The sequence below is a fragment of the Pseudomonas sp. FP2300 genome, from assembly GCF_030687595.1.
Classification (GTDB): Bacteria; Pseudomonadota; Gammaproteobacteria; order Pseudomonadales; family Pseudomonadaceae; genus Aquipseudomonas; species Aquipseudomonas bijieensis.
In genome coordinates this window covers 2,430,876-2,453,421 of the sequence record NZ_CP117440.1, presented here as the reverse complement: position 1 = coordinate 2,453,421, position 22,546 = coordinate 2,430,876, and the positions used below count along the sequence as shown (strand labels likewise).

Below are 22,546 nucleotides of genomic sequence, written 5' to 3'. Positions count from 1 at the left end.
CTGGTCGTCGCTTTGCTCCGGCCCTGGCGCCCCTGGTCGAGCCGTCCGGCACGGGGTCTGGCATTCGCCCCCGCCGGTGAACGGGGGCGAATGCCTAGGGCTTTTTTGGCCAGCTCGGCACTTCACGCCGGGCACCCGTCGGCAATGCCTGGGCCGGCAAATCACCCCACTGGCCCTGGCCTTCGTTGGGCTGAGCCGTTGCATTGACAGGTGTTTGCGGCGCCTGGGACGGTGTCGGTGCCGAATGCCCGCGTCGACGGTGACGCAAGGCAAACTCGGCGACAGCATCGATGTCTTCAGCGGCGATGACATCCGCTCCACGCCAAGCGGCATGGGCCCGGGCAGCCCTTAGCCAGACCAGATCGGCGCGCAAGCCATCGACCCCGGCGGCAAAGCAGCGCTCGGTAATCTGCGCCAGCGCCGCGTCATCCAGGGCAATCGCGGCCAAGCGGTTGCGCGCCTGCTGGCAACGTTCGCGCAGCTGCTGCTGGGCCATCTCCCATTCCGCGCAGAACCCCGCCGGATCACTGTCGAAATCCAACCGCCGCCGAATGATCTGCCCACGCTCAACCGGTGCGGTATGACCGTCGAGAGCCACATTCAAACCGAAACGGTCGAGCAATTGCGGACGCAGTTCGCCCTCTTCCGGGTTCATGGTGCCGATCAACACAAAACGCGCCGGGTGTCGGTGGGAAATTCCGTCGCGTTCGATCAGGTTGGTGCCGCTGGCGGCCACATCGAGCAGCAGATCCACCAAGTGATCGGGCAGCAGGTTCACTTCATCGACGTACAACACGCCGCCGTCGGCCTTGGCCAGCACGCCGGGAGAGAACTGCGCGCGCCCTTCTCCTAAAGCTGCGTCCAGATCGAGGGTCCCCACCAGCCGCTCTTCAGTGGCACCGAGGGGCAAGGTGACGAATTGACCACTGGCCAGCAGATCCGCCAGGCCTCGGGCCAACGTGGACTTGGCCATGCCTCGCGGGCCTTCGATCAGCACGCCACCGATCTTCGGATCGATGGCGGCCAGGCACAGGGCGAGCTTCAAGTCATCGGCGCCGACCACAGCGGAGAGCGGGAAATGGGGGGTGTCGGTCATATTGAATGTCTCATGAAATGTGCGAGGTTCCCTGTGGCGAGGGAGCTTGCTCCCGCTGGGGCGCGAAGCGGCCCCCAGAATCTGAGGTCCCAGTGCTGTTTCAGAATGACGACTGCTGCGCAGCCGAGCGGGAGCAAGCTCCCTCGCCACAAATGCGCGTCTGTCATCCTCATGTCAGTTGTCTTCTTCTATGTCCAACAACAAACCCTCCAGCGCCTGGCGATACTCGCCCGGCTCCTGCCACATCCCCCGCTGCTGCGCTTCGAGCATGCGCTCGGTCATGTCCCGCAGGGCATCGGGGTTGTGCTGGCGGACGAAATCCCGGGTGTCCGGGTCGAGCAGGTAGGCATCGGCCAGCAAGGCGTACTGGTGATCGTCGATCAATTGCGTGGTGGCGTCGAACGCGAACAGGTTGTCCACCGTCGCCGCCAGTTCGAACGCACCTTTATAGCCGTGACGCTTCACGCCGTCGATCCACTTCGGATTCGCCGCGCGGGAGCGGATGACGCGGTTGAGTTCTTCCTTCAGGGTGCGGATCTTTGGCAAATCCGGCTGGCTGTGATCGCCATGGTAGCTGGCCGCCACGTCGCCACTGAGGGTCTCCACCGCGGCCAGCATGCCGCCCTGGAACTGGTAGTAATCGTTGGAATCGAGCAGGTCGTGCTCGCGGTTGTCCTGGTTCTGCAACACCGCTTGCACCTGGCTCAAGCGCCGGGAGAACTGCTCCCGGGCGGCAGTGCCTTCATCGCTGGCGCCGTAGGCGTAGCCGCCCCAGTTCAGGTACACCTCGGCCAAATCCTCGCGGCTCTGCCATAAGCGACCGTCGATCGCGCCCTGCACGCCCGCGCCATAGGCACCAGGCTTGGCGCCGAAGATCCGCCAACCGGCCTGGCGAGCCGCAACCTCTGGTTCGAGCCCCGAGGCCAGCAGGGCTTCGCGCTCGCCACGCACCTTGGCCGCCAAGGGGTTCATGTCGTCCGGCTCATCGAGGGCGGCGACAGCCTGCACCGCCGCATCGAACAGGCGGATCAGGTTGGCGAAGGCGTCACGAAAAAAACCTGACACCCGCAGCGTCACATCGACCCGAGGTCGGTCCAACAGGCTCAACGGCAGAATCTCGAAATCGTCGACCCGCTGGCTGCCGGTGGCCCACACCGGGCGCACGCCCATCAGCGCCATGGCCTGGGCGATGTCATCGCCGCCGGTACGCATGGTGGCGGTGCCCCACACCGACAGGCCGAGCTGACGCAAATGGTCACCATGATCCTGTAAGTGCCGCTCAAGGATCAGGTTCGCCGATTGGAAACCGATACGCCACGCCGTGGTGGTGGGCAGGTTACGCACGTCCACGGAGAAGAAGTTGCGCCCGGTGGGCAACACATCCAGGCGGCCACGACTCGGCGCGCCGCTGGGGCCGGCCGGGACGAAGCGCCCGTCCAGGGCGTCGAGCAAGCCGCGCATTTCCGCCGGGCCGCAGGCGTCCAGGCGTGGGGCCACGACGGATCGCAGGTTTTCAATGATGCTGCTGACCGCCTCCCAACCCGAGACATTCAATTGTTCGACCGCGCCATCCAGGGCCTGCTCGATCAACTGCGCAGCGAACAACTCCAGGCGCTCTCGGGTATCGCCAGCGGTGCGCCAAGGCTCGGCGCTGACCCGGCGCAACGCCTCGGGACAGTCGCCAGTCCAGGGCTCGGCCAAGGCACAATCCAGCGGATCGAAACCCAGCCCGAACGCCTTGGCCAGCGCTCGCAGCAGGCTCGACTGCGCGCCCTTGCCATCGCCACGGGGTATGCGCAGCAACGCCAGCAGCGTGTCGATACGCAGGCGTCCGCTGGGCGATTCACCCAAAATATGCAGGCCATCGCGGATCTGCGATTCCTTCAAATCACACAGATAGGTGTCCAGGCGCGGCAGCCAGATCGCTGCGTCGGCATCGCTGTCGAGCACGGCATCGAGTTGCAGCTCGCGGTCGATGTGCGTCTCACGCACCAGATCCAGGATGTCCCGTTGCAGTTCCCGGGCGCGGCGCGGATCGAGCAATTGCGCTTCGTAGTATTCGTCGGCCAACAGCTCAAGGTTACGCAATGGACCGTAGGTTTCGGCGCGGGTCAGCGGCGGCATCAAGTGGTCGATGATCACCGCTTGAGTACGACGCTTGGCCTGGGCGCCCTCACCCGGGTCGTTGACGATGAATGGATAGATATTCGGCAGCGGTCCCAGCAATGCATCGGGCCAGCAACTCTCCGACAGCCCGACGCCCTTGCCCGGCAGCCATTCGAGGTTGCCGTGCTTGCCGACATGGATCACCCCGTGGACGCCGTAGGTGTGGCGCAACCAGAAATAAAACGCCAGGTAACCGTGGGGTGGCACCAGGTCAGGATCGTGGTACACCGCGCTTGGATCGACCTGATAACCCCGGGCCGGTTGGATGCCGACAAAGGTCAGGCCCAGGCGCAGGCCGGCGACCATCAGGCGCCCGTCGCGGAACATCGGGTCCTGCTCGGGCGAGCCCCAACGCTCCAGCACCGCCTGGCGGTTGGCCTTGGGCAATGCCTCGAACATGGCCTGGTAAGCGTCGAAGGCCAGGCTCTGGTGACAGGGACGCAAGTCGAGGCTGTCCAGGTCGTTGCTGACGCCACCGAGCAATTGCTGGATCAGCGCGGTACCGCTGGTTGGCAGTTCGCCCGGCAATGGATAACCCTCGGCCTGCATGGCGCGCAGGATATTCAGCGCCGCCGCCGGGGTATCCAGGCCGACACCGTTGCCGATTCGCCCGTCCCGGGTCGGGTAGTTGGCAAGGATCAGCGCCACGCGCTTTTCGGCGTTGGGCAGGCGCGCCAGGGTGGTCCAGCGCCGGGCCAGTTCGGCAACAAAATCCATGCGTTCGGGCACGGCCCGGTAACAGACCACATCGCTCTGGCTGCGCTCGCTGCGCCAGGCCAGGTCCTTGAAACTGATGGGGCGGCTGATGATCCGTCCGTCCAACTCCGGCAAGGCAATGTGCATCGCCAGGTCCCGCGGGCCCAGGCCCTGTTCGCTGGCGCGCCAGCCGGGTTCGTTGTCCTGGGCACAGATCGCCTGGATCACCGGGATGTTGCGGCGAAACGGCCGCAGGTGCGGCGCTTCAGGGCTGGATTGGGCGAAACCGGTGGTGTTGAGAATCACGCCGGCTTCGACCTCATCCAGCCAATCTTCCACCAGCGCGAGGCAACCGGGTTCCTTGAGGCTGGCCACGGCAATCGGCAACGGATTGAGCCCCGCCCCTTGCAGGCGCTGGCAGAACACGTCGATGAACGCGGTGTTAGCCGCTTGCAGGTGGGAGCGATAGAACAGCACCGCCGCCACCGGTAGATCGGCCTGCCAGTCGGCTTGCCAATCGCCGAGGCTGGCGTTGGTGTTTGCGGGGTGATAGATCGCCGTGCGCGGCAGGGTTTGCGGTTCCCCCCACGGATAATCGCGGCCGAACCATAGGCTGCCCAGGTTGTGAAACAGGTCCAGGGCATTGCCCAACCCGCCCTGGCGCAAGAACTGCCAGAGCCGGTCGCGATCCTCGATGGGCACGTTGCTCAGGTCACTGAGTTCCGGGTCCGGGCGATCGTCCCCCGGTACCAGGATCAGCTTCACCCCACGCCCGGCCAGCTCCATCAGGCGCTCGATGCCGTAGCGCCAATAGCCGATACCGCCGTGCAGCGACAACAGGATGACCTTGGCGTGGCGCAGTACATCCTCGAAGTACAGGTCCACCGAGGCGTGGTTCTGCACCTGCATCGGGTTGGCGAGACGAAACTCCGGGTAATCGTCCGGCAATTGCCTGGCCGCCTCGGCCAGCAGCGCCAGGCTGGAGTCGCCGCTGCACAGGATCACCAGTTCAGCGGGGGTTTGCCCCAGGTCGGCAATGTTGTCGTCCGATACAAAGCCGCCGGGCTGGGTCCTGAGCAGGTGCATGGCTTAGGCGCTGAGGGCGGCGCGCAACTGCGCTTCAAGCAGCGCGGCATCGAGCGCCTGGCCGATCAGCACCAGCCGGGTGACCCGCGCTTCATCGGCGCCCCACTGGCGGTCGAAATGCTTGTCGAACCGCGTACCAACGCCTTGGATCAGCAAGCGCATCGGCTTGTTCGGGATCGCCGCGAAACCCTTGACCCGCAGCACGCCGTGCTGGACCACCAGTTGCGTCAGCGCGTCCAGCAACAGGCTTTCGTCGGCCTGGGGCAACTCGATGGAAATGGAATCGAAGGCGTCATGATCATGGTCGTCATCGTCACTATCGTGGTGATGGTCGTGATGGCTGTGGCGGCCGTCGATGTGCTCTTCGGAACCAGCACCCAGGCCGATCAACACGTCCAGCGGCAGGCGACCGCTGCTGGCTTCGATGACCTTGACCGCCGGCGGCAGCTCTTCGGCCACTTCCAGGCGGACTTTGGCCAGGTCTTCCGGACTGATCAGGTCGGCTTTGTTGAGGATCACCAGGTCGGCGCTGGCCAGTTGATCGGCGAACAGCTCGTGCAACGGTGATTCGTGGTCCAGGTTCGGATCGAGTTTGCGCTGGGCATCGACCTGGTCAGGGAAGGCAGCGAAGGTACCAGCGGCCACGGCCGGGCTGTCGACCACCGTGATTACCGCATCGACGGTGCAAGCGCTGCGGATTTCCGGCCATTGAAAGGCCTGGACCAACGGCTTGGGCAGGGCCAGGCCGGAGGTTTCGATGAGGATGTGGTCGAGATCGCCGCGCCGGGCCACAAGTTCGCGCATCACCGGGAAGAACTCTTCCTGCACGGTGCAGCACAGGCAGCCGTTGGCCAGTTCGTAAACGCGGCCGTTGGCTTCTTCTTCGGTGCAACCGATGGAGCACTGCTTGAGGATCTCGCCGTCGATGCCCAGCTCGCCGAACTCGTTGACGATCACAGCGATGCGGCGGCCCTGGGCGTTGTCGAGCATGTGCCGCAGCAAGGTGGTTTTGCCCGAGCCGAGGAAACCGGTGACGATGGTGACGGGAAGTTTGGCCAGTGTTTTCATCCGATGCCCCTTGGCAAAGTGGCGGGCAAACGGGACGACAACCGCAGGCAAGGCACGCGCGGAAGATTTCGCCACCGGATCACCCCGCCCGGTTGTAGTGAGAATCTGTGTCGAGGCAGGTCTCCTGGCTGACGGCGGGCCAGTCATTGACTGGCGATTGCTGCGCCTTCCCGTGCGCCTGTTGTAATGGGCATGCACAGTGGCCTTGCAGAAACAGCACCGTTCACAGTTGCGGGGGCAGCCGCGGCTTGGACCGCGTTCCCTTCTTAGCTTCGGCACAGGCCGAAGAACCTCGAAGGCGCAAGGCTACGCAGGGTGTGGGGGCGGGTCAATCTCCAGAGCGTTCTGCGGTGCATGGGCTGCCGTCATCGCGAGCAGGCTCGCTCCCACAGTTGATCTTGGTTGAACACGGATGTTGTGTACGGCGCAATTCATTGTGGGAGCGAGCCTGCTCGCGATGGGTTCAACTCGATGTCAATCTGGAAACCCCTGCCAATTGACGCCCCGCCCCCGCCCATGCTCTCCTGTACGCCTAGTTACGGGTGCCCTTCACAGGGTGAAACGGGAAACCGGTGAATCGTGTGCTTTACTTCAAAGCCACGTCAGTCCGGTGCTGCCCCCGCAACGGTAAGCGAGCGAAGCGTCTGAACCACTGTGTCTTTCGACATGGGAAGGTGACGCTTGCAGGCCAGGCACAAGCCCGGCCCCTCGCAAGCCCGGAGACCGGCCCATGACTCATGCATCAACAAACCCGCGGTGGGCGGGCGCTGTTCGAACCTTGGCGGGCTTTCGCCCGGGGTTTCATTGCGCTCGAATCACCCACTGAACAAGAACAGAGGGAAGCGCCATGTCGACTATCAGCAGCACCGCCCGCACCGCCAGCAGCACCACCACCCTGAGCCAACGCCTGAGCGCTGCGATCTTCGCCTCGATCCTGGGTGCCGGCCTGGTCTATTTCGCCGGTTTCTCCCACATCGAAGCCGTGCACAACGCCGCCCACGACACCCGCCACAGCGCTGCCTTCCCGTGCCATTGAGACCTGACGACATGATCAAGCGTATCGCCCAGACCGCGGGTTTCAGCGGCTTGCTGGCCGCCCTGCTGCTGACCCTGCTGCAAAGTTTCTGGGTATCGCCGCTGATTCTCCAGGCGGAAACCTTCGAGAAGGCCCCGGCGACCGAGGTCCATGAACACGCCGACGGCGTGGCTCACACCCATGATGCCGAGGCCTGGGAACCGGAAGATGGCTGGCAGCGCGTGCTGTCCACCACCGGCGGCAACCTGGTGGTCGCGGTGGGTTTTGCCCTGATGCTCGCGGGCCTGTACACCTTGCGCGCCCCGACTCGCACCTCCCAGGGTCTGCTCTGGGGCCTGGCCGGTTATGCCACCTTTGTCCTCGCGCCGACCCTCGGCTTGCCGCCGGAACTGCCTGGTACGGCGGCGGCCGATCTGGCCCAGCGGCAGATGTGGTGGATCGGCACCGCGGCATCCACGGCGGTGGGCATTGCCTTGATCGCCTTCGGCCGGCATTGGCTGCTCAAGGTGCTGGGCGTGGCGACGTTGCTGGTGCCCCACGTCATTGGTGCGCCGCAGCCCGAAGTCCACTCGATGCTGGCGCCCGAAGCGCTTGAGAGCCAGTTCAAGATTGCCTCGCAGTTGACCAACGTCGCGTTCTGGCTGGCCCTGGGCCTGATCAGCGCCTGGCTGTTTCGCCGCGATAGCCAAGCCCACCACGACGCATGACCACCGCGCCGATCCTGGTGATCGGCCTGGGCTGCCAGCGCGGCTGCCCGGCCAGTACGCTGCGGGCCTTGCTCGATGAGGCGTTGCTGGCCCACGGCATCGCACTTGATCAAGTGCAGGCCCTGGCGAGTATCGACCTCAAGCGTGACGAACCGGGCCTGCTGGAACTGGCCGGGCAACTGGCACTGCCACTGACGTGCTTCAGCGCCGAGCAGTTGGCCGGTTACCAGGGGCGACTCAGTCACCGCTCGGAGATCGCCTTCGAGCGGACCGGTTGCTACGGCATCGCCGAAAGCGCCGCCCTGGCCCTGGCCGACCAATTGGGCGCGACGTCCGCAACGCTGCTGATCGCTCGCCAAAAAGGCCCAAAGAGCACGTTGGCATTGGCGGTTGTGGCGTAAATCCCGATAATCCGCCCCCAGGATCATGAGCGATTTTCATCTGGGCAGCGCTCACCCACCTTCTACAGGAGCCGGTCATGACCGTTTACTTCATCGGCGCCGGCCCCGGCGACCCGGACCTCATCACAGTCAAAGGCCAACGACTGATCCGCAACTGCGCGGTGATCATCTACGCCGGATCCTTGGTGCCGACGGCCGTGCTCGAAGGTCATTGTGCAGAACAGGTGATCAACAGCGCCGAGCTGCACCTGGAACAGATCATCGAATTGATCAAGAGCGCCCATCTCAAGGGCCAGAACGTGGCCCGGGTGCATTCCGGCGATCCGAGCCTGTACGGCGCCATCGGTGAGCAGATTCGTTGCCTGCGGGAACTGGACATCCCTTTCGAAATCATCCCAGGCGTCACCGCGACCTCAGCCTGCGCCGCCCTGCTGGGCGCCGAACTGACCTTGCCGGACATCTCCCAAAGCCTGATCCTCACCCGCTACGCAGACAAAAGCCCGATGCCTGCTGGGGAAGAACTCAGCAGCCTGGCGCAGCACGGGGCGACCATGGCGATTCACCTTGGGGTCAATCATCTGGAAAAGATCGTCAGTGAACTGCTGCCCCACTACGGCGCCGATTGTCCAATCGCGGTGATTCACCGGGCCACCTGGCCGGATCAGGATTGGGTGCTGGGGACGCTGGCTGATATTGCCGAGAAGGTGCAGGCCAAGGGTTTTCGCCGTACGGCGCTGATTCTGGTGGGGCGCGTGCTGGGTAATGAGGTGTTCAGCGAATCGTCGCTGTACCGCGCCGGACATGCGCATCTCTACAGGCCCTGACTCGATCAGCAAGAGCCAACCGGGATCCCCTGTGGGAGCGAGCTTGCTCGCGATAGCGGTGGATCAGCCAGCAGCGATGTTGAATGTGCCGACGCCTTCGCGAGCAAGCTCGCTCCCACAGGGATTGGCGGCGGTCGGATCTGCGCCCATAAAAAAACGGTGCTCACGGGCACCGTTTTTTATATCCGCAGCGAACACCTATCAGTAGTAGGCGTTTTCTTTCTGCGTATGGTCGGTCACGTCGCGCACGCCCTTGAGCTCTGGAATGCGCTCGAGCAAGGTGCGCTCGATGCCTTCCTTCAAGGTCACGTCAGCCTGGCCGCAGCCCTGGCAGCCGCCGCCGAACTGGAGCACGGCGATGCCGTCTTCCACCACGTCGATCAGCGAAACCTGGCCGCCGTGGCTGGCCAGCCCCGGGTTGATTTCGGTTTGCAGGTAGTAATTGATGCGCTCGTTGACCGGGCTGTCGGCATTGACCATCGGCACCTTGGCGTTCGGCGCCTTGATGGTCAACTGGCCGCCCATGCGGTCGGTGGCGTAATCGACCACCGCATCGTCCAGGAACGCTTCGCTGAACGAGTCGATGTACGCGGTGAAGCTCTTGAGCCCCAGCGCGGTGTCTTCGGCTTTCTCTTCCCCCGGCTTGCAGTAGGCAATGCACGTCTCAGCGTACTGGGTGCCGGGCTGGGTGATGAAGATGCGGATCCCGATACCCGGGGTGTTCTGCTTGGACAGCAGGTCGGCCAGGTAATCGTGGGCGGCATCGGTAATCGTAATAGCGGTCATGGGAACTCCTCGCAGGCTTGCCGGCAGTTTACGCCAATCGACGCGCCGGACAAAGTCCCAGTATTTTTGTCGGGAAAGCAGCCAGCGGCGACGGGTTCCGTCGCCGGGCCTCCCGATCAGAGGTTCTGGTAGCGATTCATGTCCAGCACACCGGCCTCCAGAGGCTCCGTTTCCTGGATATACCGGTCCAGATCATGGAAGTAGTCCCAGAACTGCGGGTGGCTGCGACGAATCCCCCAGCGTTCGACGATCCGCTCGAACGCCGGCGCATCCTGGGCGTTTTCCATGGCATCGACGAACGCCGGCACTTGCCCGGCCGGGATGTTGAAGATGAAGTTCGGGTAGCTGCTGAGCACGCCCGGATAGACCGTCAGCGTGTCCAGCCCCGGCTGGTAGCGCGCCTCCTCGCCCAGCAGGAACGCCACGTTGCTGTGGGCACGGTTGCGCAGCAGGCTGTAGACCTCACGATGGCCGCTGGCGGTTTCGACGCGCAGCAGAGTCGCTTCCGGCAGTTGGTCGATCACCTTGAGCCCCGCCGCCGGGCGCGACACCAGCCGACTGAGGGCCTGCTCGGCGTTTTGCAACGTCGGATCGATGTTCGGCCGCGAGCAGTAGGCGCCGTCGCAACGGTTGATCGGATCGGGCCGCGCATTCAGGTCGCCATAACGGGCCAGCAGTTGCTGGGCGAAATCGCGCTTGGGGTCGCGTTCGTCGAGCTTGAGGGCGGTCGGCTTGTCGTCGTCGATGGACTCATAATCGAGCCACATCTTGAACTTGCCGCCGGCCTGATACCAGTCGTCGAGATAGCCTTCCCGGGAGTCGGCCGGCATCAGGCGCAGGAAATTCTGCTCCGCGCCGTTGCGGATCAGGTCGAAATACAAGCGGGTCTGGGCCTGGTGGGAGACGTTGCCGAACACATCGAAATTCACTGCCAACTGGTAATAGGTACGCTCCAGCAACGGGAAATCGAACAGCCACATCGTCTGCGGCACCTCCCCGATCAACCCCTTGGTGACCGAAGCACTGTCGAAATGCCGGAAAATGCTCAACAGCGCATTGTCATTGCCAGCCCATAGCGTCGACCAGCTCGGCGCCGGAAGCTCGGCGTAATTGTCGCGGCGCAAGGCTTCGTACTCGTTGCGTTTGTCCCGGTAGTCGAGCCACAGGCTGAGGACGCTGCCCACGTCATCGTTCTGCCCGGGCATCGCCAGCAACGGCGTGGCCTGGCCGCGGTAGTTCGGGTCGGTGATGTAGAGGTCATGTTCGGGAGCCTGGAACAGCGCCCAGAAATTGTCACGGATTACGTCCGTGGCGATCTGGCCCCGGCACACCGGTCCGCGAATGAAGGTGCGCACGAAATACTCGGCGTTATCGAGCATGAACTGGTAGCGGGCCTGCGCCGGAATCGCTTCAAACGTGGAAAACGGATTGGCCCGGCGCTCCGGCCCATAGCCCGGCAAGGCGCTGACCTGCCATTTGCCGCTGTAGAACAGGCTCTTGATCCGCGCCATCTTCGCCGCGCTCAAGCCATAGGTGATGTGGGTCTTGTGCACGATCACCCCTTGCACCGGCCAGAGCCGGTAATAGATGCGGGTGCCGGGATCGTCGTTCGGACGGCGGGTGTTGATCAGGTCGATGGGCTGGCCGGTGGGAGTGCGCGAACGCACCCATTGAAAGAAATGCCCCGGTTCGCCGTCCTTGAAATAGATATGCGCCAGAAACCAGTGCTCGAACAGCCAACGGCCCACCAGGCTCTCCCGGGCACCCGGGGCGTTGAGCAGGTTTTCCCATTGCACCACTTGCAAGGCTTCGGCGGCGCTCGGGGCCAGGGCCTGCTGATCGATGGGAGCGCCGGCGGCCAGCCAGCGCTGCAGGGTCTGGTATTGCTGGTCGGTCAGGCCGGTGACGGCCAAAGGCATGCCTTCCCTGGGATGGGCGCCTGCGTATTCGTCGAATTGATCCGGCAGCGCACAGCTGTTTTCCCGATTGAGGCCCAGCACAATGTCTTCCGGCAGCTTGGCGTTGGGCTGCAGCGGCGTGCGGTGGCCCAACTCCAGCATGCGTGCCATCAGGGCTGCCTGGCTGCCTTGGGCGTCGAGCACCGAATAGAAACCCTTGCGCTGCCAGGCGCGCTGCCCGGAGGCGTCATAGAACAAACGGGTCGGATCGGCAGCCTGACGGCGCTCACCGTCATACACCGACAGCTTGCTCGCCCCCCGTGCCGCGCCTTCGCCGCTGCCCAGGTTCAACTGGCAGGCGGAATCGTAGCAGGCATGGCAGGCCACGCATTTTTCCGTGAAGATCGGCTGGATGTCGCGTGTGTAGGAGATCGCGGGAGCGGGACTCCCGGCGGCTGCGGCAATAGACAACAGCAGCAACAGACTGCCGAATAAGACGCGGTACGGCATGTCTCGGGTCCCTAAGAGATAGTCCGGCGATTCTACCGGGCCAGCATCGCCTTGCAAACATGAGCGATATTCATGCAAAACCCCATCATGATCAAATCCTGCACAGGTTTGCTATCATCCCGGCCTTCGTAATGGTCTTTTTTCCAGGTAGTCCTATGTCCGATCGCAGCGCTCGCCTTTATCTTCTCCAGCAAGCCCTCAAGGAACGCATCCTGATCCTCGACGGCGGCATGGGCACGATGATCCAGAGCTACAAGCTGGAAGAACAGGACTATCGCGGCAAGCGTTTTGCCGACTGGCCGAGCGACGTCAAGGGCAACAACGATTTGCTGGTGCTCAGCCGTCCCGACGTGATCGGCGCCATCGAAAAAGCCTACCTGGATGCCGGCGCCGACATCCTGGAAACCAACACCTTCAACGCCACCCAGGTGTCCCAGGCCGACTACGGCATGCAGGGCCTGGCCTACGAGCTGAACCTGGAAGGCGCCCGCCTGGCCCGCAAGGTGGCCGACGCCAAGACCCTGGAAACCCCGGACAAACCGCGCTTCGTCGCCGGCGTGCTCGGCCCGACCAGCCGCACCTGCTCGCTGTCGCCGGACGTGAACAACCCCGGCTACCGCAACGTGACCTTCGACGAACTGGTGGAGAACTACACCGAGGCCACCAAGGGCCTGATCGAAGGCGGCGCCGACCTGATCCTGATCGAAACCATTTTCGACACACTGAACGCCAAGGCAGCGATTTTTGCCGTGCAAGGGGTCTACGAAGAGTTGGGCGTTGAGTTGCCGATCATGATCTCCGGCACCATCACCGACGCCTCCGGCCGCACCCTCTCCGGGCAGACCACCGAAGCGTTCTGGAACTCCGTGGCCCACGCCAAGCCAATCTCCGTGGGCTTGAACTGCGCCCTGGGCGCCAGCGAATTGCGCCCGTACCTCGAAGAGCTGTCGAACAAGGCCGGCACCCATGTCTCGGCCCACCCGAACGCCGGCCTGCCCAATGAGTTCGGTGAATACGATGAGTTACCCGCCCAGACCGCCAAAGTCATCGAGGAGTTCGCCCAGAGCGGCTTCCTGAACATCGTCGGCGGCTGCTGCGGCACCACCCCGGCGCACATCGAAGCCATCGCCAAGGCCGTGGCCGGCTACGCACCGCGACAGATTCCGGAGATCCCCCGGGCCTGCCGCCTGTCGGGCCTGGAACCGTTCACCATCGATCGCAGTTCGCTGTTCGTCAACGTCGGCGAGCGGACCAACATCACCGGCTCGGCCAAGTTCGCCCGGCTGATCCGCGAGGACAACTACACCGAAGCCCTGGAAGTGGCCCTGCAACAGGTCGAGGCCGGCGCCCAGGTGATCGACATCAACATGGACGAGGGCATGCTCGATTCGAAGAAGGCCATGGTGACCTTCCTCAATCTGATTGCCGGCGAACCGGACATTTCCCGCGTGCCGATCATGATCGACTCCTCGAAATGGGAAGTGATCGAAGCCGGCCTCAAGTGCATCCAGGGCAAGGGCATCGTCAACTCCATCAGCATGAAGGAAGGCGTCGAGCAGTTCATCCATCACGCCAGGCTGTGCAAGCGCTACGGCGCGGCCGTGGTGGTGATGGCTTTCGACGAAGCCGGCCAGGCCGACACCGAGGCGCGCAAGAAGGAAATCTGCAAGCGCTCCTACGACATCCTGGTCAACGAAGTCGGCTTCCCGCCGGAAGACATCATCTTCGACCCGAACATCTTCGCCGTTGCCACCGGTATCGAAGAGCACAACAACTATGCCGTGGACTTCATCAACGCCTGCGCCTACATCCGCGATGAGCTGCCCTACGCGCTGACCTCCGGTGGCGTGTCCAACGTGTCGTTCTCGTTCCGCGGCAACAATCCGGTGCGCGAGGCAATCCACTCGGTGTTCCTGCTCTATGCGATCCGCGCGGGCCTGACCATGGGCATCGTCAACGCCGGCCAACTGGAGATCTACGACCAGATCCCGGTGGAGTTGCGCGACGCCGTGGAAGACGTGATCCTCAACCGTACTCCCGAAGGCACCGACGCCCTCCTCGCCATCGCCGACAAGTACAAGGGCGACGGCAGCGTCAAGGAAGCGGAAACCGAGGAATGGCGCGGCTGGGAAGTGAACAAGCGCCTGGAACATGCGCTGGTCAAGGGCATCACCACCCACATCGTTGAAGATACCGAGGAATCGCGACTGTCTTTCGCCCGGCCGATCGAGGTCATCGAAGGCCCGCTGATGGCCGGCATGAACATCGTCGGCGACCTGTTTGGCGCCGGCAAAATGTTCCTGCCCCAGGTGGTCAAGTCCGCCCGGGTGATGAAGCAGGCCGTGGCCCACCTGATCCCGTTCATCGAGGCGGAAAAAGGCGATAAGCCGGAGGCCAAGGGCAAGATCCTCATGGCCACGGTCAAGGGCGACGTCCATGACATCGGCAAGAACATCGTCGGCGTGGTGCTCGGTTGCAACGGCTATGACATCGTCGACCTGGGCGTGATGGTTCCGGCGGAGAAGATCCTGCAGGTAGCCAAGGAGCAGAAGTGCGACATCATCGGCCTGTCCGGCCTGATCACCCCGTCCCTGGATGAGATGGTGCATGTGGCGCGGGAGATGCAGCGCCAGGACTTCCACCTGCCCTTGATGATCGGCGGCGCGACGACGTCCAAGGCCCACACGGCGGTGAAAATCGAGCCCAAGTACAGCAACGACGCAGTGATCTACGTCACCGACGCCTCCCGCGCCGTGGGCGTGGCGACCCAATTGCTGTCCAAGGAACTCAAGCCGGCATTCGTCGAGAAGACCCGCCTGGACTACATGGACGTGCGCGAACGCACGGCCAACCGCAGCGCCCGCACCGAACGCCTGAGCTACCCCGCCGCCGTGGCCAAGAAGCCGCAGTTCGACTGGAGCAGCTACCAGCCGGTCAAGCCGACCTTTACCGGCGCCAAGGTGCTGGACAACATTGACCTGAACGTCCTGGCCGAATACATCGACTGGACGCCGTTCTTCATTTCCTGGGACCTGGCCGGCAAATACCCGCGCATCCTCACCGACGAAGTGGTCGGCGAAGCGGCCACCGCGCTGTACGCCGACGCCCGGGCGATGCTGCGCAAGCTGATCGACGAGAAGCTCATCAGCGCCCGTGCGGTGTTCGGCTTCTGGCCGGCCAACCAGGTGCATGACGATGACCTGGAAGTCTACGGCGACGATGGCAAGCCACTGGCGCGCCTGCATCACCTGCGCCAACAGATCATCAAGACCGACGGCAAGCCGAACTTCTCCCTGGCTGACTTCGTTGCCCCCAAAGACAGCGGCGTGACCGACTACGTCGGCGGTTTCATCACCACCGCCGGCATCGGCGCCGAAGAAGTCGCCAAGGCCTACCAGGAAGCCGGCGACGACTACAACTCGATCATGGTCAAGGCCCTGGCCGACCGCCTGGCCGAAGCCTGTGCCGAATGGCTGCACCAACAGGTGCGCAAGGAGCACTGGGGTTATGCCCAGGACGAGAGCCTGGACAACGAGGCGCTGATCAAGGAGCAGTACACCGGCATCCGCCCTGCCCCCGGCTACCCGGCCTGCCCGGATCACACCGAGAAAGCTACCCTGTTCCGCCTGCTCGACCCCGAGGCCAGCGAACTGAAGGCCGGACGCAGCGGCGTATTCCTCACCGAACACTACGCCATGTTCCCGGCGGCAGCGGTCAGCGGCTGGTATTTCGCCCATCCCCAGGCGCAGTACTTTGCCGTGGGCAAGATCGACAAGGACCAGGTCCAGAGCTACACCGCACGCAAGGGTCAGGACCTGAGCGTGACCGAACGCTGGCTGGCACCGAACCTGGGCTACGACAACTAAGTCCGCAGCAATTGACTATGCTCTCCACATACGACCTTGTGTATGGAGAGCATCATGGACGAACCGACCGAAAATAAGGCGCCCACCCTCTGGCAAATGCTGCACAGCGTGGGAGCTGCGGCCTTTGGCGTGCAAAGCGGGAAAAACCGCGCCCGCGACTTCACCCATGGCAAGCCGAGCCACTTCATCATCCTCGGCATCCTGTTTACGGTGATTTTCGGGTTGACGTTGTATGGGATCGTCAATCTGGTGTTGTACTTTGCGGGCGTATAGAGCGTATCTGCACAGTATGGAACCAGGTCTCTCTTTCGAACCGAAACAGTCATATTCCCCGTCTCGCCAGCCTCGATCTGAGCCGCTCTAGCGCCGCCCCAATGCATCGAGCGAAAAGGCATAGCGCTCGCCATCCGGGTGGGACACCAGGCTGAAGCGCTTGAAGTCCAGGCGGTAGTCCTTGGCAGGATTCATGTTCAGCCACGCGCGGGCGCGGGCCGGATCGAGCGATTGCATCAGGTCGAGCTGCTGGTTGTAGCCGCCATGACGCGCGAGGTCGACGCCCTGGGCATGATCATGGAGCATGACCATGGCCCAGCCGCCCAGGCTGAAATGCCCGGTGAACAGGACGCTCAAGCGCCCGTCGATACGAGCCTGGAGCGCCGCCCTGGAGCTGTTCATCGCGCTGAACAACACGTCCTTGCCTGGCTGGCGACCGGCCTCCTCGAATGCCTGCATGGCGCCCAGGGCCATTTCATCGTTGGCCGACCAGACCAGCGCGGTCTGTGGATAACGCTTGACCAACTGGCTCGCCTGCTCATAAGCCCGCTCGCGATTCCACTCGCCATAGACCAACTGGCGCAGATGCACTTGCGGGTGCTCGGCCAGCGCCCGCTGCAAGCCTTTCTCGCGCAGTTGCGCCGAAGGGGTGAGTTTCTTCCCGGAAAATGCCAGCAAGTCGAGGGTCTGCCCAGGCGCCAGCGGCCCGTACTGACGCAACAGCTCCTTGAGCATCAGGTAGCCGCTGCGCTCATCGTTGGGCACCAGGCTGCCGAGCAACTCGGCAGGCAGGGTACCGCCCTCCGCCAACAGGCGACTCTGATCGCTGGTCAACGTGTTGTTCACCAGAAACAGCTTGACCCCACTGCCCTGCGCCAATTGCAGGATTCGCGGGGCGACATACTGTTCGTTGACCAGCACCAGATAATCCGGACGGTCTTGCGCCGTAATAACCTCGCGCGCCTGGCGAATCATGAGCTGGGGGTCGCGTTCGGCATATTCCACACGCAGCCGCAAGCCCAGTCCGCTGGCCGCCGCTTGCATGAATTCGGTATAGCTGACCCAGAAGGTTTCGGTGGAATGCCCCGGGTTAAGGAATACGACTGAAGGAGCCGCCGGCCTGGCAGCCACAGCCTCGATCGAAGAAGACGCCGCATTGGCGGCTTGGGCGTGCGCCCAGAATGACAGGCATAACAGCCCCAGTAGCCTGCAGATAAACTTCGACATCCCGCCCGCCCCAAACAATACGCCACCCAGTATAACGACCCGGGTGGCGAACGGGCACATGCACGCGAGACCTTCATGTAGCCTGCAACGACTCGAACTTATTGATGACTGACCCAGAACACTGCGGTGCCCACCACCAGGATAATCAGGAACAGAATGGCCCAGGCATCAACGGTACTGTCGCTTTTCCTTGCTTTGGTCGGATTGCTCATTGCATCGCCTCTTGTCGGTTTTGTAGGTGATTGCATAGGGACTCGTCCACAGTTAAGACGATGATTGCCCGCACGACAAATGTGGGTTAGGCAATAATCAATCTCATTAGTAGATTTGGTTCTTTACATATACTCAAACATCACTTTTGCGCATAACTCAAAACAGGTATCGTGCACCGGCTCCTCTAGGAGTGCGCGGCCGTGCGCGCAGAATTGCCGAGGCAGAACCCGATTCCAGCGAGCCAACATGCAGCTGTTTCTGATCGGCCCAAGCCTGAGACCGAGACTTATATGTACGTATATGACGAGTACGATCAGCGGATCATCGAGGACCGCGTCAAGCAGTTCCGTGATCAGACCCGACGCTATCTGGCAGGCGAGCTGAGCGAAGAAGAATTCCGCCCTCTGCGCTTGCAGAATGGCCTGTATATCCAGCGCTTCGCCCCGATGCTGCGGGTGGCCGTGCCTTATGGCCAACTGACCTCGCGTCAGGTGCGCAAGCTGGCGCAAATCGCCCGCGACTACGACAAGGGCTATGCCCACATCAGTACCCGGCAGAACGTCCAGTACAACTGGCCTGCCCTGGAAGACGTGCCGCAAATCCTGGCCGAGCTGGCGACCGTGCAGATGCACGCAATCCAGACCAGCGGCAACTGCCTGCGCAACGTCACCACTGACCAGTTCGCCGGTGTCGCCGCCGATGAACTGATCGATCCGCGCCCGTGGTGCGAGATCGTCCGCCAGTGGACCACGTTCCACCCGGAATTCGCCTACCTGCCGCGCAAGTTCAAGATCGCCATCAACGGCTCGAGCTCGGACCGTGCGGCCATCGAAGTCCACGACATCGGCCTGGAGACGGTCTACAACGCGGCCGGTGAGCTGGGTTTCCGTGTGCTGGTGGGCGGCGGCCTGGGGCGTACGCCGGTGGTCGGCGCGTTCATCAACGAGTTCTTGCCGTGGCAGGACCTGCTGAGCTATCTCGACGCCATCCTGCGGGTGTACAACCGCTACGGCCGTCGCGACAACAAATACAAGGCGCGGATCAAGATCCTGGTCAAGGCCCTGACGCCTGAAGTGTTCGCCGAGAAGGTCGAAGCCGAGATGGCTCACCTGCGTGGCGGCCAGACCACCCTGACCGAAGCCGAAGTGCATCGCGTCGCCAAGCATTTCGTCGACCCGCAGTACAAAGCGCTGGGCAACCAGGACGCGGAACTGGCAGCCCTCGACAAAGAACATCCCGGCTTCGCCCGCTGGCGTACCCGCAACACCCTGGCCCACAAGAAGCCGGGCTACGTTGCCGTGACGCTGTCGCTGAAACCGACCGGCGTCGCGCCGGGCGATATCACCGACAAGCAACTGGACGCCGTGGCGGACCTGGCCGAGCGCTATAGTTTCGGGCAACTGCGCACTTCCCACGAGCAGAACATCATCCTGGCGGATGTTGAACAGAGCCAGTTGTTCACCCTGTGGGGCGAGCTGCGCGAACAAGGTTTCGCTACGCCGAACATCGGTCTGCTGACTGATATCATCTGCTGCCCTGGCGGTGACTTCTGCTCGCTGGCCAACGCCAAGTCGATCCCTATCGCCGAATCGATCCAGCGTCGCTTCGACGACCTGGACTACCTGTTCGACATCGGCGAGCTGGACCTGAACATTTCCGGCTGCATGAACGCCTGTGGTCACCACCACGTCGGCCACATCGGCATCCTGGGCGTGGACAAGAAAGGCGAAGAGTTCTACCAGGTCTCCCTGGGCGGTAGCGGTAGCCGCGACGCCAGCCTGGGCAAGATCCTCGGCCCGTCGTTTGCCCAGGAAGACATGCCTGACGTGATCGAGAAGCTGATCGACGTGTACATCGAACAACGTACCGAAGACGAGCGTTTCATCGACACCTACCAACGTATTGGCATCGACCTCTTCAAGGAACGCGTCTATGCAGCGAATCATTAAGAACAACGAGGTCATCGACGAAACCTGGCACCTGCTGCCCAAGGACGCGACCCTCGATGGCATCTCCAATTGTGACGACCTGATCGTGCCCCTGGCCCTGTGGCGCGATCATGCCCACGCCCTCAAGGCCCGCGACGGCGGCCTGGGCGTGTGGCTGGACGCCGACGAGGAAGCCGAGGAAATTGGCGAGGACGCCAACCAGTTGCAGGTCATCGCCCTGAACTTCCCGGCTTTCACCGACGGGCGCAGCTACTCCAACGCCCGCCTGCTGCGTGACCGTTATGGTTTCAAGGGTGAATTGCGGGCAATTGGCGACGTCCTGCGCGACCAGCTGTTCTACATGCGCCGCTGCGGCTTCGACGCCTTTGCCTTGCGCGCCGACAAAGACCCTTACGAAGCCCTCGAAAGCCTCAAGGATTTTTCGGTGACCTACCAGGCCGCCACTGACGAGCCGCTGCCGCTGTTCCGTCGTCGCTGACACCTGAGACATGAAAAAGCCCTGACCCGGGTTGTACCGGTTCAGGGCTTTTTTGTTTCCGATGACTTGAACCCACCTCGCTCCCACGAAGGGATGGCGGTGACTCGGAGCTTCAGCCCACCTCAGAACCACTGTGGGAGCGAGCCTGCTCGCGATAGCGGTGGGCCAGCTTGCATCTATGTTGAAGTGTCGCCGCTATCGCGAGCAGGCTCGCTCCCACAGGGGTTAGCGGTGAACCCGCTCCCGAATTACCAGAAACGCTGCTGGGTAAGACGGCTCCACCAACTGAGCAACACGCGGTCCACCGAACCGCTGGCCGCCATACCGATGCGTTCCTGCAGGCTTTTGCGTTCGGCGTAGTGCAGGTGGTACAGCTCGGCACTCTTGGCCCGCTCGGCCAGGTATTCATCGCTGGTTTTCAGTTCGTCAACCAAACCCTTGCCCTGCGCCGCGACACCCAGCCAGACTTCACCGGTCGCCACTTCATCGATGGCCAGTTGCGGGCGGTAGCTGGACACGAAGTTCTTGAACAGTTCATGGGTGATGTCCAGGTCTTCCTGGAATTTCTCCCGGCCCTTCTCGGTATTTTCGCCGAACACCGTCAACGTGCGTTTGTATTCGCCGGCGGTCAACACTTCGAAATCGATGTCGTGTTTCTTCAACAGACGGTTGACGTTGGGCAATTGCGCGACGACGCCGATGGAGCCCAGGACCGCGAAGGGAGCGCTGATGATCTTCTCGCCGATGCACGCCATCATGTAGCCGCCGCTGGCCGCCACCTTGTCGATGCACACGGTCAGCGGCACGCCGGCCTGGCGGATCCGCGCCAGTTGCGAAGAAGCCAGGCCGTAGCTGTGGACCATGCCGCCGCCACTTTCCAGGCGCAGCACCACTTCATCCTTCGGCGTCGCCAGGGTCAGCAGCGCGGTGATTTCATGACGCAGGCTCTCGGTGGCCGAAGCCTTGATGTCACCGTCGAAATCCAACACGAACACCCGCGGCTTGGCCGCCGACTTGTCCTTGTGCTTCTTCCCGGCCTTTTCAGCCTTGCCTTCGGCCTTGCGCAAGGCCTTGAGCTGATCCTTGTCGAGCAACGTCTGTTCCAGGCGCTCGCGCAGCCCCTTGTAGAAATCGTTGAGCTTGCTCACCTGCAACTGGCCGGCCGACTTGCGCCGCCCCTTGCTGCGCAACGCAGCAAAACTGGCCAGCACCACCAGGATGGCGATCACCAACGTCACGGTCTTGGCCAGGAAACCGGCGTATTCGATGAAAAACTCCACAGCAACTCCTTAAATGCAATGCGCCACTGAACGCAGGCGCGTAACGGCCCCAGCATACCCATGCGTCTGCGCCGCGACCAGCCAAGAAACCTGTGGTTACCTTGATGCGAGCGAGACGGGGCAAGGCTGCAACGGGCATTTCAAACAAGCGTATGTTTTTTCATTGACAGCTCACCGCCATCCCCATAACCTCGCCAAACCTTCAACGTACCGGGATGACGCGGACGTGGGCAGTATCTATCTGATTCGACATGGCCAGGCCTCCTTTGGTGCGGACGACTACGATGTCCTTTCGCCCAATGGCGTACGCCAGGCGCAAGTGCTTGGCGGCCACCTCGCAGAACTCGGTGTCGTATTCGATCGCTGCCTCTCGGGTGACCTGCGTCGTCAACAGGATACCGCCATCGGTGCGCTGGGCCAGATGTCCGCCGCCGGATTGCCGGTTCCCGGGCTGGAAATCGACGCCGCGTTCAATGAGTTCGACGCTGACGCGGTCATTCGGGCCCTGCTGCCGGACATGCTCCCCCAGGAGCCCGAGGCGCTGAATATCCTGCGCAACGCCGCGCAGAATCGCGCCGAATTCCAGCGCATCTTCGCATTGATCGTCGAGCGCTGGCTCAGCGGTCGATATGACCCGCCAGGGCTCGAAAGCTGGCTGGGTTTCGTCGAGCGGGTCCAGGCGGGCCTGCAGCGCATCCTGGAGCAAGCCGACAACAGCCATAAGATCGCCGTGTTCACCTCCGGCGGCACCATCACTGCCCTGCTCCACCTGATCACCCAGATACCGGCCCGACAGGCCTTCGAACTGAACTGGCAAATCGTCAACACCTCGCTCAACCACCTGAAATTCAGGGGCCGCGAGGTGGCCCTGGCTTCCTTCAACAGCCATGCCCACCTGCAACTGCTGAAGGCCCCGGACCTCATCACCTTTCGCTGAGTCCGGATTACTGTAGACCCTTGCTGTACCACCCAAATAAGGATCGAAA

At 62.8% G+C, this 22,546-nt stretch carries 16 protein-coding genes and 2 riboswitches; of the genes, 9 read left to right on the top strand and 7 right to left on the bottom strand.

Annotation, left to right across the window (positions count from 1 at the left end):
* Positions 1-94 precede the first annotated feature (94 nt).
* The 3 genes from PSH86_RS10970 to cobW form a co-directional block, all read right to left on the bottom strand.
* Positions 95-1,096: an ATP-binding protein gene (locus tag PSH86_RS10970; protein ID WP_232200188.1), complete on the bottom strand. Its 1,002-nt coding sequence runs from the start codon at positions 1,094-1,096 to the stop codon at positions 95-97.
* A 174-nt stretch (positions 1,097-1,270) separates the two neighbouring features.
* A complete protein-coding gene (gene cobN, locus PSH86_RS10965) occupies positions 1,271-5,044 on the bottom strand; it encodes a cobaltochelatase subunit CobN (protein ID WP_305489665.1) in 3,774 nt (1,257 codons plus the stop codon).
* 3 nt (positions 5,045-5,047) lie between these two features.
* Positions 5,048-6,112, bottom strand: a complete 1,065-nt coding sequence (gene cobW / locus PSH86_RS10960) for a cobalamin biosynthesis protein CobW (protein ID WP_305489663.1) — start codon at positions 6,110-6,112, stop codon at positions 5,048-5,050.
* A gap of 96 nt (positions 6,113-6,208) precedes the next feature.
* A riboswitch (cobalamin riboswitch) is annotated at positions 6,209-6,422 on the bottom strand.
* A 213-nt stretch (positions 6,423-6,635) separates the two neighbouring features.
* A riboswitch (cobalamin riboswitch) is annotated at positions 6,636-6,859 on the top strand.
* A 100-nt stretch (positions 6,860-6,959) separates the two neighbouring features.
* Between cobW and PSH86_RS10955 the strand changes: the two genes are divergently transcribed.
* From PSH86_RS10955 to cobM, 4 genes are all read left to right on the top strand, one after another.
* Positions 6,960-7,148 carry a CbtB-domain containing protein gene (locus tag PSH86_RS10955; RefSeq protein ID WP_025214547.1) on the top strand — a complete coding sequence of 63 codons (189 nt, stop codon included), beginning with the start codon at positions 6,960-6,962 and terminating at the stop codon, positions 7,146-7,148.
* A gap of 11 nt (positions 7,149-7,159) precedes the next feature.
* Entirely contained in the window at positions 7,160-7,855 is a 696-nt protein-coding gene (locus tag PSH86_RS10950; RefSeq protein WP_232200190.1) for a CbtA family protein, read from the top strand.
* Positions 7,852-8,256, top strand: coding sequence for a cobalamin biosynthesis protein (locus PSH86_RS10945; protein WP_212802210.1), 405 nt, complete (start codon positions 7,852-7,854; stop codon positions 8,254-8,256). Before PSH86_RS10950 ends, PSH86_RS10945 begins: the two co-directional genes overlap by 4 nt.
* A gap of 77 nt (positions 8,257-8,333) precedes the next feature.
* Positions 8,334-9,080 carry a precorrin-4 C(11)-methyltransferase gene (gene cobM, locus PSH86_RS10940; RefSeq protein ID WP_305489657.1) on the top strand — a complete coding sequence of 249 codons (747 nt, stop codon included), beginning with the start codon at positions 8,334-8,336 and terminating at the stop codon, positions 9,078-9,080.
* A gap of 201 nt (positions 9,081-9,281) precedes the next feature.
* Here the strand turns inward: cobM and nfuA are convergent, their stop codons facing one another.
* Positions 9,282-9,866 carry a Fe-S biogenesis protein NfuA gene (gene nfuA, locus PSH86_RS10930; protein WP_109751793.1) on the bottom strand — a complete coding sequence of 195 codons (585 nt, stop codon included), beginning with the start codon at positions 9,864-9,866 and terminating at the stop codon, positions 9,282-9,284.
* 116 nt (positions 9,867-9,982) lie between these two features.
* Complete coding sequence (locus PSH86_RS10925) at positions 9,983-12,274, bottom strand: fatty acid cis/trans isomerase (RefSeq protein WP_109751792.1); 2,292 nt, start codon at positions 12,272-12,274, stop codon at positions 9,983-9,985.
* A 155-nt stretch (positions 12,275-12,429) separates the two neighbouring features.
* On the opposite strand from PSH86_RS10925, the gene metH reads away from it, so the two are divergent.
* Entirely contained in the window at positions 12,430-16,140 is a 3,711-nt protein-coding gene (gene metH, locus PSH86_RS10920; RefSeq protein WP_163854457.1) for a methionine synthase, read from the top strand.
* A 54-nt stretch (positions 16,141-16,194) separates the two neighbouring features.
* On the top strand, positions 16,195-16,413 hold the full coding sequence (locus tag PSH86_RS10915) for a DUF2970 domain-containing protein (RefSeq protein WP_063322005.1): 219 nt from the start codon (positions 16,195-16,197) through the stop codon (positions 16,411-16,413).
* Positions 16,414-16,500: 87 nt separating this feature from the next.
* Here PSH86_RS10915 and PSH86_RS10910 read toward each other — a convergent pair whose 3' ends face one another.
* The gene (locus tag PSH86_RS10910) at positions 16,501-17,640 is read right to left on the bottom strand and encodes an ABC transporter substrate-binding protein (RefSeq protein WP_163854460.1); all 1,140 of its coding nucleotides are present in this window, start codon (positions 17,638-17,640) and stop codon (positions 16,501-16,503) included.
* A gap of 503 nt (positions 17,641-18,143) precedes the next feature.
* On the opposite strand from PSH86_RS10910, the gene PSH86_RS10905 reads away from it, so the two are divergent.
* Complete coding sequence (locus PSH86_RS10905) at positions 18,144-19,802, top strand: nitrite/sulfite reductase (protein WP_116831992.1); 1,659 nt, start codon at positions 18,144-18,146, stop codon at positions 19,800-19,802.
* Complete coding sequence (locus PSH86_RS10900) at positions 19,786-20,280, top strand: DUF934 domain-containing protein (protein WP_058543993.1); 495 nt, start codon at positions 19,786-19,788, stop codon at positions 20,278-20,280. Before PSH86_RS10905 ends, PSH86_RS10900 begins: the two co-directional genes overlap by 17 nt.
* A gap of 248 nt (positions 20,281-20,528) precedes the next feature.
* On the opposite strand, the gene sohB is transcribed toward PSH86_RS10900, so the two are convergent.
* Positions 20,529-21,560 carry a protease SohB gene (sohB, locus tag PSH86_RS10895; RefSeq protein WP_134923730.1) on the bottom strand — a complete coding sequence of 344 codons (1,032 nt, stop codon included), beginning with the start codon at positions 21,558-21,560 and terminating at the stop codon, positions 20,529-20,531.
* Positions 21,561-21,786: 226 nt separating this feature from the next.
* Between sohB and PSH86_RS10890 the strand changes: the two genes are divergently transcribed.
* Complete coding sequence (locus PSH86_RS10890; protein ID WP_109751787.1) at positions 21,787-22,497, top strand: histidine phosphatase family protein; 711 nt, start codon at positions 21,787-21,789, stop codon at positions 22,495-22,497.
* The last annotated feature ends 49 nt before the right edge of the window (positions 22,498-22,546 follow it).

Bases quoted from the DNA above. Each gene is read 5' to 3' on its own strand.
- PSH86_RS10970 (WP_232200188.1), bottom strand. From the start codon at position 1,096: ATGACCGACACCCCCCATTTCCCGCTCTCCGCTGTGGTCGGCGCCGAT.
- PSH86_RS10945 (WP_212802210.1), top strand. From the start codon at position 7,852: ATGACCACCGCGCCGATCCTGGTGATCGGCCTGGGCTGCCAGCGCGGC.
- metH (WP_163854457.1), top strand. From the start codon at position 12,430: ATGTCCGATCGCAGCGCTCGCCTTTATCTTCTCCAGCAAGCCCTCAAG.
- PSH86_RS10915 (WP_063322005.1), top strand. From the start codon at position 16,195: ATGGACGAACCGACCGAAAATAAGGCGCCCACCCTCTGGCAAATGCTG.
- PSH86_RS10900 (WP_058543993.1), top strand. From the start codon at position 19,786: ATGCAGCGAATCATTAAGAACAACGAGGTCATCGACGAAACCTGGCAC.
- PSH86_RS10910 (WP_163854460.1), bottom strand. From the start codon at position 17,640: ATGTCGAAGTTTATCTGCAGGCTACTGGGGCTGTTATGCCTGTCATTC.
- cobN (WP_305489665.1), bottom strand. From the start codon at position 5,044: ATGCACCTGCTCAGGACCCAGCCCGGCGGCTTTGTATCGGACGACAAC.
- nfuA (WP_109751793.1), bottom strand. From the start codon at position 9,866: ATGACCGCTATTACGATTACCGATGCCGCCCACGATTACCTGGCCGAC.
- PSH86_RS10955 (WP_025214547.1), top strand. From the start codon at position 6,960: ATGTCGACTATCAGCAGCACCGCCCGCACCGCCAGCAGCACCACCACC.
- cobW (WP_305489663.1), bottom strand. From the start codon at position 6,112: ATGAAAACACTGGCCAAACTTCCCGTCACCATCGTCACCGGTTTCCTC.
- cobM (WP_305489657.1), top strand. From the start codon at position 8,334: ATGACCGTTTACTTCATCGGCGCCGGCCCCGGCGACCCGGACCTCATC.
- PSH86_RS10905 (WP_116831992.1), top strand. From the start codon at position 18,144: ATGTACGTATATGACGAGTACGATCAGCGGATCATCGAGGACCGCGTC.
- PSH86_RS10925 (WP_109751792.1), bottom strand. From the start codon at position 12,274: ATGCCGTACCGCGTCTTATTCGGCAGTCTGTTGCTGCTGTTGTCTATT.
- PSH86_RS10950 (WP_232200190.1), top strand. From the start codon at position 7,160: ATGATCAAGCGTATCGCCCAGACCGCGGGTTTCAGCGGCTTGCTGGCC.